Source organism: Haliea sp., assembly GCF_041395985.1.
In the GTDB taxonomy this organism is placed as follows: domain Bacteria; phylum Pseudomonadota; class Gammaproteobacteria; order Pseudomonadales; family Halieaceae; genus Haliea.
Window position 1 is genome coordinate 206,597 of the sequence record NZ_JAWKZJ010000002.1, and the last position, 16,315, is coordinate 222,911.

14 protein-coding genes and 2 tRNA genes are annotated in these 16,315 nt (G+C 61.4%); 5 read left to right on the forward strand and 11 right to left on the reverse strand.

The window, feature by feature from the left end; genetic code table 11:
• Positions 1-6 precede the first annotated feature (6 nt).
• On the forward strand, positions 7-600 hold the full coding sequence (locus R3E49_RS04515; RefSeq protein ID WP_371293958.1) for a DUF938 domain-containing protein: 594 nt from the start codon (positions 7-9) through the stop codon (positions 598-600).
• A gap of 20 nt (positions 601-620) precedes the next feature.
• On the opposite strand, the gene cysG is transcribed toward R3E49_RS04515, so the two are convergent.
• The 6 genes from cysG to R3E49_RS04545 all read right to left on the reverse strand — a co-directional run bounded on the left by cysG (position 621) and on the right by R3E49_RS04545 (position 8,185).
• Positions 621-2,057 (reverse strand): siroheme synthase CysG, encoded by a 1,437-nt coding sequence (cysG, locus tag R3E49_RS04520; RefSeq protein ID WP_371294291.1) that lies wholly within the window; start codon positions 2,055-2,057, stop codon positions 621-623.
• Positions 2,058-2,085: 28 nt separating this feature from the next.
• Positions 2,086-3,378, reverse strand: coding sequence for a serine--tRNA ligase (gene serS, locus R3E49_RS04525; RefSeq protein WP_371293959.1), 1,293 nt, complete (start codon positions 3,376-3,378; stop codon positions 2,086-2,088).
• A 33-nt stretch (positions 3,379-3,411) separates the two neighbouring features.
• On the reverse strand, positions 3,412-3,786 hold the full coding sequence (gene crcB / locus R3E49_RS04530) for a fluoride efflux transporter CrcB (RefSeq protein WP_371293960.1): 375 nt from the start codon (positions 3,784-3,786) through the stop codon (positions 3,412-3,414).
• Positions 3,787-3,870: 84 nt separating this feature from the next.
• The gene (locus R3E49_RS04535) at positions 3,871-5,208 is read right to left on the reverse strand and encodes a replication-associated recombination protein A (RefSeq protein WP_371293961.1); all 1,338 of its coding nucleotides are present in this window, start codon (positions 5,206-5,208) and stop codon (positions 3,871-3,873) included.
• 3 nt (positions 5,209-5,211) lie between these two features.
• Positions 5,212-5,835 carry an outer membrane lipoprotein chaperone LolA gene (gene lolA, locus R3E49_RS04540; RefSeq protein WP_371293962.1) on the reverse strand — a complete coding sequence of 208 codons (624 nt, stop codon included), beginning with the start codon at positions 5,833-5,835 and terminating at the stop codon, positions 5,212-5,214.
• A 37-nt stretch (positions 5,836-5,872) separates the two neighbouring features.
• Positions 5,873-8,185, reverse strand: coding sequence for a DNA translocase FtsK (locus R3E49_RS04545; protein ID WP_371293963.1), 2,313 nt, complete (start codon positions 8,183-8,185; stop codon positions 5,873-5,875).
• Between the two features lie 239 nt (positions 8,186-8,424).
• Between R3E49_RS04545 and trxB the strand changes: the two genes are divergently transcribed.
• The 3 genes from trxB to R3E49_RS04560 are packed head-to-tail and all read left to right on the forward strand — an operon-like array spanning position 8,425 to position 10,812.
• Positions 8,425-9,375, forward strand: a complete 951-nt coding sequence (trxB, locus tag R3E49_RS04550) for a thioredoxin-disulfide reductase (protein WP_371293964.1) — start codon at positions 8,425-8,427, stop codon at positions 9,373-9,375.
• 4 nt (positions 9,376-9,379) lie between these two features.
• A complete protein-coding gene (gene aat / locus R3E49_RS04555; protein WP_371293965.1) occupies positions 9,380-10,096 on the forward strand; it encodes a leucyl/phenylalanyl-tRNA--protein transferase in 717 nt (238 codons plus the stop codon).
• Entirely contained in the window at positions 10,093-10,812 is a 720-nt protein-coding gene (locus tag R3E49_RS04560; RefSeq protein ID WP_371293966.1) for an arginyltransferase, read from the forward strand. The genes aat and R3E49_RS04560 overlap by 4 nt, the downstream gene beginning before the upstream one ends.
• Before the next feature lie 24 nt (positions 10,813-10,836).
• Here the strand turns inward: R3E49_RS04560 and R3E49_RS04565 are convergent, their stop codons facing one another.
• Positions 10,837-13,224, reverse strand: coding sequence for a TonB-dependent receptor (locus R3E49_RS04565; RefSeq protein ID WP_371293967.1), 2,388 nt, complete (start codon positions 13,222-13,224; stop codon positions 10,837-10,839).
• Between the two features lie 243 nt (positions 13,225-13,467).
• Complete coding sequence (locus R3E49_RS04570; protein ID WP_371293968.1) at positions 13,468-14,469, reverse strand: HAD family hydrolase; 1,002 nt, start codon at positions 14,467-14,469, stop codon at positions 13,468-13,470.
• A gap of 185 nt (positions 14,470-14,654) precedes the next feature.
• On the opposite strand from R3E49_RS04570, the gene R3E49_RS04575 reads away from it, so the two are divergent.
• Positions 14,655-15,347, forward strand: coding sequence for a hypothetical protein (locus R3E49_RS04575; protein ID WP_371293969.1), 693 nt, complete (start codon positions 14,655-14,657; stop codon positions 15,345-15,347).
• A 35-nt stretch (positions 15,348-15,382) separates the two neighbouring features.
• On the opposite strand, the gene R3E49_RS04580 is transcribed toward R3E49_RS04575, so the two are convergent.
• From R3E49_RS04580 to pgsA, 3 genes are all read right to left on the reverse strand, one after another.
• Positions 15,383-15,456, reverse strand: a tRNA-Cys gene (locus R3E49_RS04580).
• Positions 15,457-15,492: 36 nt separating this feature from the next.
• Positions 15,493-15,568 (reverse strand) — tRNA-Gly (locus tag R3E49_RS04585).
• A 185-nt stretch (positions 15,569-15,753) separates the two neighbouring features.
• On the reverse strand, positions 15,754-16,308 hold the full coding sequence (pgsA, locus tag R3E49_RS04590) for a CDP-diacylglycerol--glycerol-3-phosphate 3-phosphatidyltransferase (protein ID WP_371294292.1): 555 nt from the start codon (positions 16,306-16,308) through the stop codon (positions 15,754-15,756).
• Positions 16,309-16,315: the final 7 nt, after the last annotated feature.

Here is a 16,315-nt window from a genome sequence, read left to right on the forward strand (position 1 = left end):
ACCACCATGCCGCTGCCCTTCTCACAAGCCTGCGAAAACAACAAGGAGCCGATTCTGGTCCGTTTGCGGCAGCTCTTTGTCGATGCGGGGACGGTACTTGAGGTGGGCTCGGGGACAGGCCAGCATGCGGTGCATTTTGCCGCCGCCCTGCCCTACCTTCGCTGGCAACCGACAGATCATCCGGACAGTGTGGACAATTGTCGGGAGCGGGTGCGGGCGGCGGCGCTGCCCAATATCGCTGAACCGCTGGCACTGGATGTCGCCGAGCCCCTGTGGCCTGTGGTACACGCCGACATGGCCTATTCCGCCAATACGGCGCACATCATGTGCTGGACAGAAGTCGAGTCAATGTTCCGGGGGCTGGCCAGGGTGTTGCCGGCGCAAGGCGCGTTTTGCCTGTACGGCCCCTTCAGGTATGCCGGACGCTACACCAGCGCCAGTAACGCCGCCTTCGATGCCAGCTTGCAGGCCCGCGCCGCGCATAGGGGGCTGCGGGATCTTGATGACCTGCGGGTACTCGCCCGCGAGACCGGCTTTGAGCTGGAATCCGATACTGCAATGCCGGCGAACAACCAGCTGCTGGTATGGCGCAGACGCTAGCCGCGGGGCGGCGACATCTGTTATCCCGTGGTTTGCGGTGTGTCGGGCCCGAACCAGGCCAGCTCTGACTGCAGGTCCACCACAGAGCCGATGATAATCAGCGTGTGCGCCACGGGCCGTGACCTGGCGACGATCTCGCTGATGCTGCTCAGTGTCCCGGTAATGACGCGCTGTTCGGGCAGGGTCGCCCGTTCGATGACGGCCACCGGCGTGGCGGGGTCACGGCCATGCGCGACCAGCTCGCTGCAAATCACCTCCAAGCCGGCAAGGCCCATGTAGAACACCAGGGTTTCGTTGGGTGACAGGAACTCCTCCCAGCGATGCTCAAGGCGGTTGTCTTTCAGGTAGCCGGCGACGAACCGCACGGACTGTGCATGTTCACGGTGCGTCAGCGGAATGCCGGCGTAGCTCGCTGCGCCGCTGGCGGCGGTAATCCCCGGTACCACCTGAAACGGGATCTGATGCCGCGCAAGCAGTTCGATCTCCTCGCCGCCGCGGCCAAAGATAAAGGGATCCCCACCCTTCAGGCGCGCGACGCGACGGCCGTCACGGGCTAGATCCAGCAGGCGCTGGTTGATCCGGGTCTGCGGCACGCTGTGATCCGAGCGCTGTTTGCCCACATAGATGCGCTCCGCATCCCGCCGTGCCAGGTCGGTGATGGCCGGATTCACCAGCCTGTCGTAGAGCACAACATCCGCCGACTGTAATAGCCGCAGCGCTTTGAAGGTCATCAGGTCCGGGTCTCCCGGCCCGGCACCGATCAGGTAGACTTCTCCCTGATTCAGGCTCTTCGGGTTTCGCTGCTGTTGTGCCAGCAGTGCCGTCAGGCTGCTCTTCGCGTTCTCTGCATTCCCGGAGAGCACCTGTCCTGCGATCGGGCCATCGATGACCTGCTCCCAGAAGCGCCGCCGGTGTTCCACATCGGGAAGCGCCCGTGCCACGGTATCGCGCAAATCCCGTGCGAAAGCCGCCAGGCGACCGTAGGCGGCGGGCACCATGGCCTCTATGCGTCGCCGCAGCTGCCTTGCCAGCACCGGGCTGGCGCCGTTACTGCCGATGGCAATGACCAGCGGCGATCGGTCGACTATCGCGGGGAAGATGAAGCTGCACAGGTCGGGAGAGTCGACCACGTTGACGAGAATACCCGCCGCGGTCGCGTCGGCGGAGATGACGGCGTTGAGTGTCCGGTTCGGGGTGGCCACCACCACCAGCCGCGCGCCGGCAAGTTGCTCCACGCCCCGGTAGGGCTCTGCCAGCCAGCGGTGCTGGTGGTGCTCGGCAACCTCGCCTTGCAGCCCAAGGAGTAACAGAAGTTCCTCGCCCGCTTCCGGTGCCACAATCGTGACACATGCGCCTGCTGCCTGCAGGAGCCGCGCCTTGCGGGTCGCTACCTGGCCGCCGCCGATCAACACGACCGGCGCGCCCTGCAGCTTCAGGAACAGTGGCAGCGATTCGATGGCAGGAGCCTCCCGGTCGAGTATCGTCTCAGAGCTGGGTCAATCCGCCCATATAGGGCTGCAGCACGGCGGGTATGCTGACACTGCCGTCGGCCTGTTGGTAGTTTTCCAGCAGCGCCACCAGGGTGCGGCCCACCGCCAGTCCGGAGCCGTTCAGCGTGTGCAGCAGCTCTGGTTTGCCGCTTTCCGGGTTGCGCCAGCGGGCCTGCATGCGGCGCGCCTGGAAGTCACCGAAACTGCTGCAGGAAGAAATCTCCCGGTAGGTGTCCTGTGCCGGCAGCCACACCTCAAGGTCGTAGGTGCGTTGTGCAGAGAACCCGGTGTCGCCTGCGCACAGCGCCATTTTACGGTAGGGGAGCTCAAGCAACTGCAGAACGCGCTCGGCATGGCCGGTCAGCGCCTCCAGGGCTGCGGCCGATTGGGCGGGTCGGACCAGTTGCACCAGTTCGACCTTCTCGAACTGGTGCTGACGAATCATGCCGCGTGTGTCCCGGCCATAGCTGCCTGCCTCGCTGCGGAAGCAGGGGGTGTGACAGACGAAGCGCACCCCCTCCTCACCCAGTTCGCTGTCCTCAAAGATGCGGTCGCGGGCAATGTTGGTGACCGGCACTTCGGCTGTGGGTATGAGGTAGTAGTCCTGCTCGCCCTGCAGTTTGAACAGATCTTCCTCAAACTTCGGCAGTTGCCCGGTGCCGCGCAGGGAATCGCGGTTCACAATGTAGGGCACATAGACCTCTCGGTAACCATGCTCCCCGGTATGCAGATTGAGCATGAACTGGGTCAGTGCCCGGTGCAGGCGCGCGAGGGGCCCGTACATTACGGTGAAACGGGAGCCTGTAATCTTGCCCGCCGTTTCCGCATCCAGTTGCTGGAGTGCCTCGCCCAGCGCCACGTGGTCCCTGAGCGGAAAATCAAATGCCCGCGGGGCGCCGACACGTGCCACCTCGACATTGTCCTCTTCGCGCGCGCCATCCGGTACCTCGGGTGCCAGCAGGTTGGGTACACCCAACATGAAATCCTCGAGCCTGCCCTGTACTGCCTTCGCCTGTTCAGTCAGCTCATCCAGCTGTGAGGCTATCTTGTCCAACGTCAGGTTGACCTGGGCCTTGGCCTCATCGACGCTCATACCCTGTCCGACCAGTTGGCCGATGGTCTTGGAGGCGCGCTTGCGCTCGGCCAGCAGCGCCTGGCTGTCCATGTCGGCCTGCTTGCGCTGCGCATCAAGCGCCTCGAAAACGGCGACGTCGAAGCTAAAACCGCGTCGCGCCAGTTGCGCCGCGATTGCCTGCGGATCTTGTCGCACCGCCTTGATATCCAGCATCGTTCTGTTCCTGTTGTCTGTTGTGTCGGGCTGCTAGAGCAAGGCCCGGGTCAGGGTGATTGCGAGGCTGGCGCCGAAAATGCAGAACGTGACGCTGGCCAGCACATAGCCCAATGCCTGCAGCGTCTGTCCGGATTCCCAGAGCGCAAACGCCTCCAGTGAAAACGTCGAGAAGGTGGTAAACGCCCCGAGGAATCCCACCATGAGCAGGCCTCTCCAGTCCGGGTGCAGAACCTGCCTCTCCAGCAGGGCAAACACGACACCGATGGCGCAGGAGCCAAGGAGGTTGACCAGCAGTGTGCCCAGCGGAAAACCGCCCTGCCACTGCGCCTGGGTCCACTGTGAGAGCAGATAGCGCGAGACCGAGCCCGCTGCGCCCCCCAATGCAACGAAGACCAGGTACTTCATGGAATAACCCGCAGGGTGCAATTGCCAATGCGTATTGTACTGATTTTTAGCGGCAGGGGGCAGCGTCCGGGGGGCGCGTCAGTGTCACGACTTGTTCGGATAGCGTTGCCGGCTGCTGGTCTCGTCCAGGCTGCGCAGGTACTCGAGTTTTTCGGCGATCTTCTGCTCCAGGCCCCGTGCGACGGGAAAGTAATAGCGTCGGGCCTTGAGTGCTTCGGGAAAGTAGCTTTCCCCCGCTGCGTAGGCCCCCTCCTCGTCGTGTGCGTAGCGGTAATCTTCGCCGTGTCCCTCGGCTTTCATCAAGGCAGTCGGCGCATTACGCAGGTGCAAGGGCACCTCCACGCTGCCCTGACTCTGCACCTCCGCGAGGGCAGCCTTGTAGGCGCTGTAGACTGCGTTGCTCTTCGGCGCGCAGGCGAGATAGATGACCGCCTGTGCCAGCGCGAGTTCGCCTTCCGGGCTGCCCAGCCGCTCCTGTACCTGCCAGGCATCAAGGCACAGGGTGAGTGCGCGCGGGTCGGCGTTACCGATGTCCTCGCTGGCCATGCGCGCGATGCGTCGAGCCAGGTACAGCGGATCACAACCACCATCCAGCATACGGCACAGCCAGTAGACTGCAGCGTCTGGTGCCGAACCGCGCACGGCCTTGTGCAATGCACTGATCTGGTCGTAGAACAGGTCACCACCCTTGTCGAAGCGCCTCAGTGAGGCCTGCAAAACTTCCTCGAGCGTGACGGCGGTAATCCGGCGGCGACCGTGCTCCTCGGTGGCGAGGTCTGCAGCCAGTTCCAGCAGATTCAGTGCGCGGCGGGCATCACCGTCCGCCTGCTCGGCGATCTGTCGCAGGCAGTCACTGTCGATGGCCGTTGCCGGCACCAACAGCGCAACCCCGCGCAGCAGTACCTGTTGCAGGTCGTCGGATCCCAGCGATCGCAGCTTGTAGACACGCGCCCGCGACAACAGCGCGTTATTCAATTCGAAGGAAGGGTTTTCGGTGGTGGCGCCAACAAAGATCACGGTGCCGTCTTCCACGTGAGGCAGAAAGGCGTCCTGCTGACTCTTGTTGAACCGGTGCACCTCGTCCACAAACAGCACGGTGTCCCGCCCGGCGACGCGGTGCTGGCGCGCCTCTCCGATCGCCTCGCGAATCTCGCGCACACCGGCCAACACGGCTGAAAGCTGCAGAAAATGCGCGTCGGCGGCGCCCGCGACAATGCGTGCCAGGGTGGTCTTGCCGACCCCGGGCGGCCCCCAGAAGATCATTGAATGGAGTTGGCGTCGTTCGATCGCCTGGCGCAGCGGCTTGCCCGGTCCGAGCAGGTGTGACTGCCCCGCGAAGCTGTCCAGCGTGTCGGGCCGCAGGCGCGCTGCCAGGGGCTGGTAACCGGCTTCGCCCGCGGCGCTGAACAGATCCTCCGCCAAGGGTTACTCTGCCTGATAGAACAGGTCTGCACCGGGCGGCGGTGCGAAGTCGAACTCGGCAGGTGTCATCGGTGTTTGCGTGTCCAGCGCACTGAAGGTGATGACCACGCGCTGGTTGAGGTTATCCCGCACCTCCATGCCGAGAATGGTATTGCCTGCCAGCGAGAGCGCCAGTTCCCGGAACCCGCTGCCGGTGCCCGTGGGCACGAGGACAAAGCGCTGTTGCTCATCCCGATGCACGGTGTAGTCCCGCCGCAGCGCTTCGCTGTCGCCCCCCAGCACCTGCAGCGGCGTCATGGCTTCACTGCCCACGACCGGGCGGCGCGTCACGGTTTCCAGGTCGCGGTCGTGGTGCCACAGGTAGTCGCGGTTGGCGATGATCAACTGGCTGTCAGGCGCGCGTATCTCCCAGGCAAAGTAGCCGGGCCGCAGCAGCCGGAAACGCCCTTCCGACTCGCTTACGACGTCACCGTCCGCGGCGTACTGCCGCTGCTGGAACTCGCCCTGCAGGCGCTCGATGGGCTGCAGGGCCTGCAGCAGTTCGTCAACGGCTTCCGCACGCAGTGGCAAGGGCGCCAGGAGCATAAGCAGCGCGCAAAGACGCAATAATGTCAGTGAATTGGGCACTCTGTCAGTCCTGTGCAAAGAGGGTTCATTGGCTGGCTCACTCTGCCGGCGGCGGCGCGAGCACTTCGCGCTGCCCGTTGCTGCCCATTTCGCTGACCACTCCGGCCTGCTCCATGGTTTCGATAAGGCGCGCGGCCCGGTTGTAACCGATACGCAGCTTGCGCTGTACCGACGATATCGACGCCCGCCGACTCTGGGTCACATAGTGTACGGCCTCGTCATACAGGTTGTCGCTCTCTGGATCTTCGTCACCATTGCTGGCCTGGAGTTCCCCTGCCGTCACCGGCGTACTGCTGCCCTCGTCCAGCAGGCCCTCGATGTAACGGGGCTCTCCGCGTCGCTTCCAGTCCGCGACCACCCGGTGCACCTCTTCATCGGAACAGAACGCACCGTGCACCCGTGTAGGCAGCCCGGAACCCGGAGGCAGGTACAGCATGTCGCCGTGTCCCAACAACTGCTCTGCCCCGCCCTGGTCAAGAATGGTGCGCGAGTCGATCTTCGAGGACACCTGGAAGGCAATGCGGGTGGGAATATTGGCCTTGATCAGCCCGGTAATGACATCCACAGAGGGTCGCTGCGTGGCCAGGATCAGGTGAATACCAGCGGCACGCGCCTTCTGTGCGATCCGTGCAATAAGCTCTTCCACTTTTTTGCCCACGATCATCATCATGTCGGCGAACTCGTCGATCACAACCACGATGGAAGGCAGGCGCTCCAGCGGCGGTGCCTCCTGCTCCTCGTCGGTGAGCGCCAGGATCGGGTCGGGCTTCCACAGCGGGTCCGTGATCGGGGTGCCCTCGCGCTCTGCGTCTGCCAGCTTGCGGTTGTAGCCCGCCAGGTTGCGCACGCCCAGATGCGCCATCAGCTTGTAACGTCGCTCCATTTCCGCCACGCACCAGCGCAGCCCATTGGCTGCGTCTTTCATGTCGGTGATCACCGGCGTCAGCAAGTGTGGGATCCCGTCGTATACCGACAGTTCAAGCATTTTCGGGTCGACCATGATCAACCGCACATCGGCGGGGGTGGATTTGTACAGCAGACTGAGGAGCATGGCGTTAACCCCGACGGACTTGCCAGACCCTGTGGTACCTGCCACCAGCAGGTGGGGCATTTTGCCGAGGTCAGCCACCACGGGTTCGCCGGAAATGTCATGCCCCAGAGCCAGGGTCAGCGGCGAGCGTGACTGGTCGAAGGCACGTGAGGACAGCACCTCGCGGAAATTCACGATCTCCCGGTCTTCGTTGGGGATCTCGATCCCGACCACCGATTTACCGGGAATCACCTCCACCACCCGAACGCTGATGACGGCCAGTGACCGTGCCAGATCCTTGGCCAGGTTGGATATCCGTGACACTTTGATACCCGCAGCCGGCTGGATCTCAAACCGGGTGATCACCGGGCCCGGATATACGGCTACCACCTCTGCACTGATGCCGAAGTCCGCCAGTTTGAGCTCCAGCAAGCGCGACATGGCGGCCAGAGCCTCCTCGGAAAAGCCCTTTGTCGGGTCCTTGGTTTCCGCATCCAGCAGGCCCAGTGCGGGCAATTCGCCAGTAACCGGTGCATCGAACAATGGCTGCTGTTTTTCCTTTTCCGCACGGTCGCTCTTTTCAGGACGCGGCTTCAGGGGCTTGATCTTCGGGGGTTTGCGCTGTTTGCTGCGCTCAACATGCTCATCGATCACCGCCTTGCGCGCTTCCAGCGCCTTCTCACGCTGGCGACGGTCACGCACCCGGTCCAGCGTTGCCAGACACCAGTGCCGTATGCGCTGGGCGCCGTTAAGCGTCCAGCGTCCAAGGCGCTCCATGAGGCGTAACCAGCTGATGTCGGTGAAAATCGTGATTCCGAACAGGAAGACAGCGAGCAGAATGAGCCGGCTACCGATCGCACTGAAAGCCAGGCGAAAACCATCGCCAATCGCCTGCCCCAGAATGCCGCCGGCCCCCTGAGGCAAGCCGGACCCACCGCTGTCGTTCAGCGCTGCGAGCGCTGTGCCGGCAATCATGACCAGCACCAGCCCCAGGGACCGTATGCCAAACGTAACCCAGTCAAAGCGCTGGTGCCGGTGGCGCTGCAGCAGAATGACCAGGGCGCGGTAAGCCAGCAGGACGGGAAGCAGATAGGCCGCGAAACCGATCAGCGAAAAAGCCACGTCCGCCACCCAGGCGCCGGTGGGGCCACCGGCATTGAGGATGCGCGCCCCGGAGCCCGTCGCCGACCAGCCCGGGTCCCTTGGGCTGTAGGTAACGAGTGCCAACAACACATAGAGGCAGGCCGCGCTGACGCCAATGAAGGCGCCCTCCCGCAACCGCGGGCCCAGGACGCTGTGCTGACTGGATTTCTCAGGCACGCTTGAATTTCCCCTTACTGGCGTGGAAAAGACGTTTTCCACGCGCCACATCACTCAGCAATTGTGCCCCATTTTATGATTATATTCAAAAACTTATGGAAACTATTTAGAATCCACCTCGCCTTTGCCGCGGCGTGGTCTTTACATTAACATAGCCAGCCCAGCCGCTGCCGGATAACGCAGCATGCGTCAGCCGCAGAACAGGCGACATTTAACACCAGCAACCGGGAAATCACCACATGAGCGACATTCAACACCACCCCCTGATCATTCTCGGTTCCGGTCCGGCGGGTTACACGGCGGCTGTGTATGCGGCGCGGGCGAACCTGAAGCCGGTGGTGATCACCGGTATGCAGCAGGGTGGACAGCTGACGACTACCACCGAGGTGGAAAATTGGCCCGGGGGACATGCCGAGTTGCAGGGTCCAGAGTTGATGCAGCAGATGCAGGCCCACGTTGAGCGCTTTGAAACCTCCGTGGTATTCGACCACATCGAGCGCGTAGACCTGTCCTCCCGACCGTTTCAGCTTGAGGGCAGCAATCGCTACAGCTGCGATGCCCTGATTGTTTCGACCGGGGCCTCGGCGCAGTATCTGGGGCTGCCCAGCGAAGCCGCGTTCATGGGTAAGGGCGTGAGTGCCTGTGCCACCTGTGATGGATTTTTTTACCGCAACCAGAAAGTGGCCGTTATCGGTGGTGGCAATACGGCTGTCGAAGAGGCCCTGTACCTGGCCAATATTGCCTCAGAGGTCGTGCTGGTACACCGGCGTGACAGCCTCCGGGCGGAAAAAGTACTACAGGACCGCCTGTTCAAACGGGCTGAAGAAGGCAAGGTACGCCTGCTCTGGAACCACACGCTCGACGAGGTGCTGGGAGACACCAGCGGCGTGACGGGTATACGGGTGAAGGCCACGGCTGACGGTGCGACCAGCGAACTGGACCTCGCCGGGGTGTTCATTGCCATTGGCCACAAGCCGAACACGGAGATGTTTCAGGGGCAACTGGACATGAAGGACGGGTACATCACGATTCGCAGTGGCACCGAGGGCAATGCAACGGCCACGTCTGTATCCGGTGTTTTCGCGGCGGGTGATGTTGGTGATCACATCTATCGCCAGGCGATAACCTCCGCCGGATTCGGCTGCATGGCTGCGCTGGACGCCGAAAAATACCTGGACAACCTGGGTTAGGCCCATGCCGGGGATCGCCCGCCTGGCCCCCGGCGATGAGTTTCCGCCCTCCAGTCAGGCACTGACCTATCCCAACGGGTTGCTGGCAGCCGGCGGCGGACTGTCTCCCGAGCGCCTGACAGCGGCCTACCGTCGGGGGATCTTCCCCTGGTATGAGCCACCGCAACCCGTACTGTGGTGGACACCAGACCCGCGCTCGGTGCTCTACCTCGATGCCCTGCATGTGTCGCGTTCCCTGCGCAAGACCCTGCGCCAAACAACCCTGCAACTCAGCGTGGACCGGCGCTTCGCGTCGGTCATGGCTGCCTGTGCAGCGCCCCGGCGCGACAGCGACGGCACCTGGATCAGCCACGACATGCTGCAGGCCTACCAGGCCCTGCACCGGCGGGGCATCGCACACTCGATAGAGGTGCTCAGCGCCGGAGGCGAACTGGTCGGTGGTCTGTATGGTGTTGCGCTGGGGCGTGTGTTCTTTGGTGAGTCGATGTTCTCCCGCGTACCCAGCGCGTCCCGCATTGCCCTCGTGGCCCTTGTGTCCTTGCTGCGCCAGGCAGACTTCAGACTGATCGACTGCCAGGTGGAGAGCGCGCACATGAACAGAATGGGGGCACGGCTGATCAGCAGGCTGGACTTTGAAGCGGAGCTTGCCCAGAATGTTAATCAGTGTATTGACCCGACTATCTGGGTTTTGCCGGCCCATTGCGGAGACCTGCTGCCGTGACCTCATCCCTGCGGGATCTCAAGGTGTACACCACCTACCCCCACACCTGTAGCTACCTGAAGGATCAGGAAGCCACTACCCTGTTCATTGACCCGCGGCAGGAAATGGATCAGCTGCTGTACAGCCGGCTGTCACAAATGGGGTTCCGGCGCAGCGGCGACCACATCTACCGGCCACACTGTGGGCGTTGCAATGCCTGCATCCCGGCGCGGATTCCGGTGCACAGCTTTGTACCCAACCGCGCCCAGCGGCGCACCTGGCGGCGCAACGCAGACCTTCGCGTGGAACGCAGCGCACATATCGGCGATGAGGCCGCCTATGACCTGTACTACCGCTACATCGAGCAACGCCACGCCGATGGTGACATGTATCCCCCGGATCGCGATCAATACATGTCGTTCCTCAATGACGCCTGGGATTGCACCCGCTACTACCGGTTCTTCGCGGAAGAGCGCCTTCTGGGGATTGCCGTGGTGGATGTGCTGACCGATGGACTGTCAGCCATCTATACCTTCTTCGAGCCCGAAGAGGAGCGTCGCAGCCTGGGCAGTTATGCCATCCTCTGGCAAATCGAACAGGCGCGGCTTATGGGCCTGAACTACCTGTACCTGGGCTACTGGATTCGCAACTGCAACAAGATGTCCTACAAAACCGCGTACCGCCCCCTGGAACTCTATATCGACAGCGACTGGCGAGCGGCTGAGCCCGGGGTGTAGCCGCTCCCCCGGCTGCAGTATCGCTCAAAAATTCAGGCGCAGCTCGGCACCGTAGGTACGCGGCGCCCCGATATGCCCGTAGTCAAAGCCGAAGGTCTGCAGGTCCAGTGTGGATGTGTAGTACTCTTCATCGCTGACATTTTTCACCCAGACGCCCAGCTGCCAGCCCTCATGCTTCGAGAGGAAATCCAGGCGCAGGTTGTGCAGCCAGTATGCCTCCGAGGCTGTTCGTTCCGTGTTGTAGACATCAAAGTAGAAATCGTCAGTGAAGCTGGTATCCGCACGCAGGGTGATCGTCCCCTGCTCCAGCGTGGCGATATCCCAGCGCACGGTGAGATTGAAGTTACTTGCCGGGGCCAGCAGCAGGTCATTGCCGGCAAGGTCGACACCGCTCAATGCTCCTTCCTTCACCTCGGTCGACAGGAGACCGAGTCCCGCCTGGACGATCAGGCTCTGGCTGAGAGCAGCTTCTACTTCTACCTCCATACCGGCAATGGCAGATTCATCAATGTTGACCAGCGTCTGGATGATGCCGTCTATATTGAGGAATTGCTGGTTGTAATAGCGGTAATAGAATGCGGCCGCATTCAGGCGCAAGGCACCTTGCAGTAGCTCATGTTTCACACCCAGTTCGGCGCCGTCCAGGGTTTCAGGCTCCACGTAGGTCAATTCGGAGGGGTCGAGAAACGCCTGGGCATTGAACGCGCCAGAGCGATAGCCGTGGCTCACATTGCCGTAGATCAGCATGCCGGTTTCGCTGCTGTAGTCGAGCCCCAGTTTGCCGGTCCATTCACCCTCCGTCTCGGAGCGTTTACCGGCCCTTGCAAACACATCCTCGGGATCACCGGGAATCGTGTTGAGAATCGGTGTACCGTCAGCCGCCGCCAGAATGCGCCCAGAGAAGTCACTCAGCGCCGTTTCATCCCGGGTGTAGCGCAGCCCCAGGCGCAGGGTCCACGCCTCCGACAATGCGAGACTGCTGTCGAGGTACGCCGCCTGGCTGGTACGCTCCTGGGCAAAGGCATTGTCGAATTGGCAACTGGCGGGTGCGAAGTCTGCGAGACTGAATCCCAGGCCGTTCAGGGTGATCTCCGCATTCAGCCCCGCCTCGGTAACCGGCGCGCCGAGAAACGCGGTGCCGGCCACGTCAGCGCAGTCAAACGCATCAATGCGGCCGTCCAGATTCATATCCAGATCGCTGAAAAAACCGATGGTCGTGGCGTTGTAAACCTGCTCATTGGACCAGTAGAGACCGACGATGGAATTGAGGGGGCCATCACCATTCGACGCGAGCCGTAAGTCCTGCGTGTACTGTTCTGCCTCGCCATAATAGGGTATCGACAGCACATCCAGCGGTGAGCCGTCCGTGTCTTCGGGGTTAAGTGCCTCTCCGTCATCCAGGGAGGTTATCGATGTGAGCACGTAGCGATCGGACAGCTTCCAGGTCACGGTGAGCGCCAATGCCTGATTGGACAGCTCCCGCCTCGCGTCCTGATCGGACTCAAACTCCCAAAAGTCCAAACCCTTGCGCTGGTAATCGACCTTGTCCGTTGCACCGAGCGCGTTGTACAGCCCATAGACGCCACCGCCCAAACCGTCGGCTGAAATGTTGAAGGGCTGGATGCCGTAGTTCACCGCGCGCTGATCGGTTTTCGTATAGCGCAGTATCACCTCGAGAGTCTCCGATGGCTGCCAGGCCAGGGAGGCTCGCAGCCCGTACTCGTCAACGGCATTGCCATCCTCAACGCCGGGGTTCCGGTTATCGAACCAACCATCGGCTTCCGCCCACCTACCGGCAATGCGCAATCCGAGTGTATCTTCCCGCAGCGGTGCATCCACTGCAGCGCTGATATCCCGACGATTGAAGTTGCCGTAGCCGACTGTGAGGCCACCCTCGGTCTCGCTGTAGCCCGGCGTTCGGGTGATGTAGTTGACGGCGCCACCGGTGGAGTTTTTCCCGTAGAGCGTGCCCTGCGGGCCGCGGAGAACCTCGATGCGCTCGAGATCGAATAACTGTGCGCCCTGAATGGCGGGGTTGCCCTTATAGACCTCGTCAATGTAGGTCGCAACGGGGCTGGACTGGTTGAAGCTGTAATCGCTCATGGCCACGCCCCGCAAGGAGAAAATCGGAAAGCCATCGCCCGCTGTGTTCGTGGCTTGTAGATTGGGTATCTGCACTGCGATATCGGTAGCGTCGCGAAACCGGAACAGTTCACTGTCAGCGCCGGCAATCGCAGACACAGACATTGGCACATCCTGCAGGTTTTCACTGCGTTTCTGAGCGGTGACCACGACGTCTTCGAGTATCCCCTGTGCCGCAGTCGGCGCGGAGACCACACTGCACGCCACTGCCATCGCTGATGCGGCAACGTTGCGCAGGTTTCTGCAATTGCTCGTAGTGATTGCGCCCATCGCTGTTCCGCTGATCGCCGTTGGTGTTATTGAGATGAGCACACTGACGCGTTCAGCGCGCACCATGGCTGGAGACCTTGCCAGGTTTGTTTCAACCTGCGGTCGGCTATTAAATCATGATGTCTTGAGCGGTATGTGACGTTTTGCAACAGGGGGTAGTGTGCGGTTTCCGACGCCACTGTCCGGGGCCAGAAGCGCGCCGATTAAGCGATTAGGAACCTGGTCGCATGCCTTTCCCGGTATTCAGTCTCGACGCTCAGGGAACACGGTTTTCCAGTCGCGCTGCATGTCAATCACGGTCCAGCCCCGCTCGCGGGCTTCGTCCAGTCCTTTATCCAGCCTGCCGACGTGCGATTCCCTGTCGTAAGCCCATTCGCGTTCTGCATCCGTGTGGTGCAGGTACAGCATGAACCGTGGACCCTGCCCTGCAGCGGTGTATTGCAACATCTGTAGATCCCCGTCAGAGTTGCCCGAGGCAAAAATGGGCCGCCGTCCGATATGGCTGTTGATCCCAACAGGCTTGCCTTCTTTGTCATCGATAAACCGGATCTCAGGCATGCGCACCAGAACCGGCTTACCATCCCGCAATTCAAACTCCGTAACCACGCTACTGCCTGCGACCTGCTCCGGGGGTATGCCATAGACCGCTTCGGTCCAGGGGCGCATGAATTCAATGCCCCCGCCCGAGACGATGAATGTCTTGAAATCATTTGCCCGCAAGTACACCAGCAATTCCAGCATGGGCTGGTACACCATGTCAGTGAACAGCCGCCCGGTCTCCGGGTGCCGCGCACTCGCAATCCAGTCGCGCACCAGCACCGCGAATTCGTCGGTGGTCATGCCCGCGTGTGTCGTCATGATCAATTCATTGATCGCCGGCATGCCTCCGGCAAGCGCTGCCTTGACATCCCCTTTGAGCAGAGACGCAAAGGGCTCCTGGGATGCCCACTCCGGGTACTGCGGCGCCAGTGCCTTCACCCGGTCAATGGCAAAGAACAGCTGGAAATACATTGGCTGCTCGGCCCAGAGATTGCCGTCGTTGTCGAAGGTTGCGATGCGTTGTGCAGGAGCGACATAGTCCCCAGAGCCCTCCTGCGTAACTCGGTCAACAAATGCAACGATCGAGGATTTGGCTACCCCTTCCCGCCAGGACGGGAGCGGGTCAGGCTCCGCCGCCGACGCGAAACCCACAACAAGCAGTAAGGCCAGAACGGCAAGCAACTGCCCGGAAATATCCTGTTTCATCACGGCACCACGCACTCTCTCGTCAACTCAGGCTACAATCCTGCCTTGCTGAGGCGGTGAAGACAAGCAACCGTGCCTGCAGCGGCGTCCTGTTCCTCAGCAACCGTCACCAGGCTCGCGAGCCAGCGTGTAAAACTCGAGAGGGATTCGCCGCGCCGGCCAAAAACACAGGGAGGCATCATCACGTGTACATCGTTATTTCACCCGGAGGAACGCTGAAAGCTCTTCTGGGGATCATCCTGTTTCTGGTGATCGCCAGTAGCCTGGGCGTCGCCTGGTTTATTGCCTACCCGCCCGTTGAACGGGTGCCACTGTGGGTGAATCTCTTCAACCTTAATCTGGAAGCCAACATACCCACGCTCTTTTCCTCACTGCAACTGCTTGCCGCCTCCTGTCTGCTTTTTGGCATCGCCCATTGTCACCGCGCCAAGCAGCAAGCGAGCTTTTCCTGGTATCTGTTGGGCGTAATCTTTATTGGTCTGGCCATTGATGAAACGGCGGCGTTGCATGAGAACCTGACCGTTTATCTGAGATCAACGTTGGGGACCTCGGGCTATTTCTACTATGCCTGGGTGATTCCCTACGGTCTCGCCGCGCTGTTGCTCGCAGTACTCTTCGCCAATTTCCTCCTCCGCCTGCCTCGTGCAACGGGGGTGGGCTTTGTCGTCGCGGGGGGACTCTATCTGACGGGAAGCCTGGGTCTCGAAATGCTGGCGGGCAAATACATTTCCTCACCCGGAGCGCAGGAAATCACCTACTCGGTACTCTATACGGTGGAGGAAACATTCGAGATGCTGGGCATCGCGCTGTTTATCTACGCGCTTCTGAAATACATCACCCGAACATTCGTCCAACTGGACTACTCAGTGAGGGGTTGAGAACCTTCGTCATGCCAGCGATATGCTGGAGACAATGGAGGCTCGGGTCGGAATCGAACCGGCGTTGACGGATTTGCAATCCGCTGCATAACCACTCTGCCACCGAGCCTTGATTGTCACTGTACCAGCCGGTACAGATGGGGGTTGGAGCGGGAAACCGGGTTCGAACCGGCGACCTCAACCTTGGCAAGGTTGCGCTCTACCAACTGAGCTATTCCCGCTTTACTGCTTCGCTACTACTGTGTCCCCGGTCGCCGGAACCGCCGAGGCTTCGCGCCCCGCCACAACCCTGCCAAGGTTGCGCTCTACCCACTGAGCTATTCCCGCAACATCAAACAGCCGTGAGGGCCGCGTGAGGGCGCCTATTCTAGGGCCTGTTACCGCCCTGTCAAGAACAATGCAGGGCTCATTGTCCGCGCATGACCTCTGCCGCGGCGCGCAGATAAATCACCATGGACCACAAGGTGAGTACGGCGGCAGCGTAGAGCATGAAGTAACAGAGTGCCTGCAAGGCGTTGCCATGAACAGTGGGATCAATTGCCAGCAGGCCGATAATGGCGATCATCTGGAACGCGGTTTTCACCTTACCGATGTAAGATACGGCCACCGAGGTGCGCTGCCCGAGTTCCGCCATCCATTCACGCAGCGCCGAGACCACGATCTCCCGGCCGATGATCACGCTGGCCGCAAGGGTGAGCAGGATAGTGTTGTGGCGTTCCACCAGCAGCACTAGTGCCACCGCGACCATCAGCTTGTCGGCAACCGGGTCGAGGAACGCCCCGAACTTGGTCATCTGCCCCAGACGCCGGGCAAGGTAACCGTCCAGCCAGTCCGTCACCGCAGCGACGCTGAACACCGCCGCAGCGACAAGCAGATGGTGCTGGAACGGTAGATAGAACACCACAACCAACACCGGTATCAGGAATATCCGCATCAGGGTCAGCGTGTTAGGTATGTTGATGCTCAAG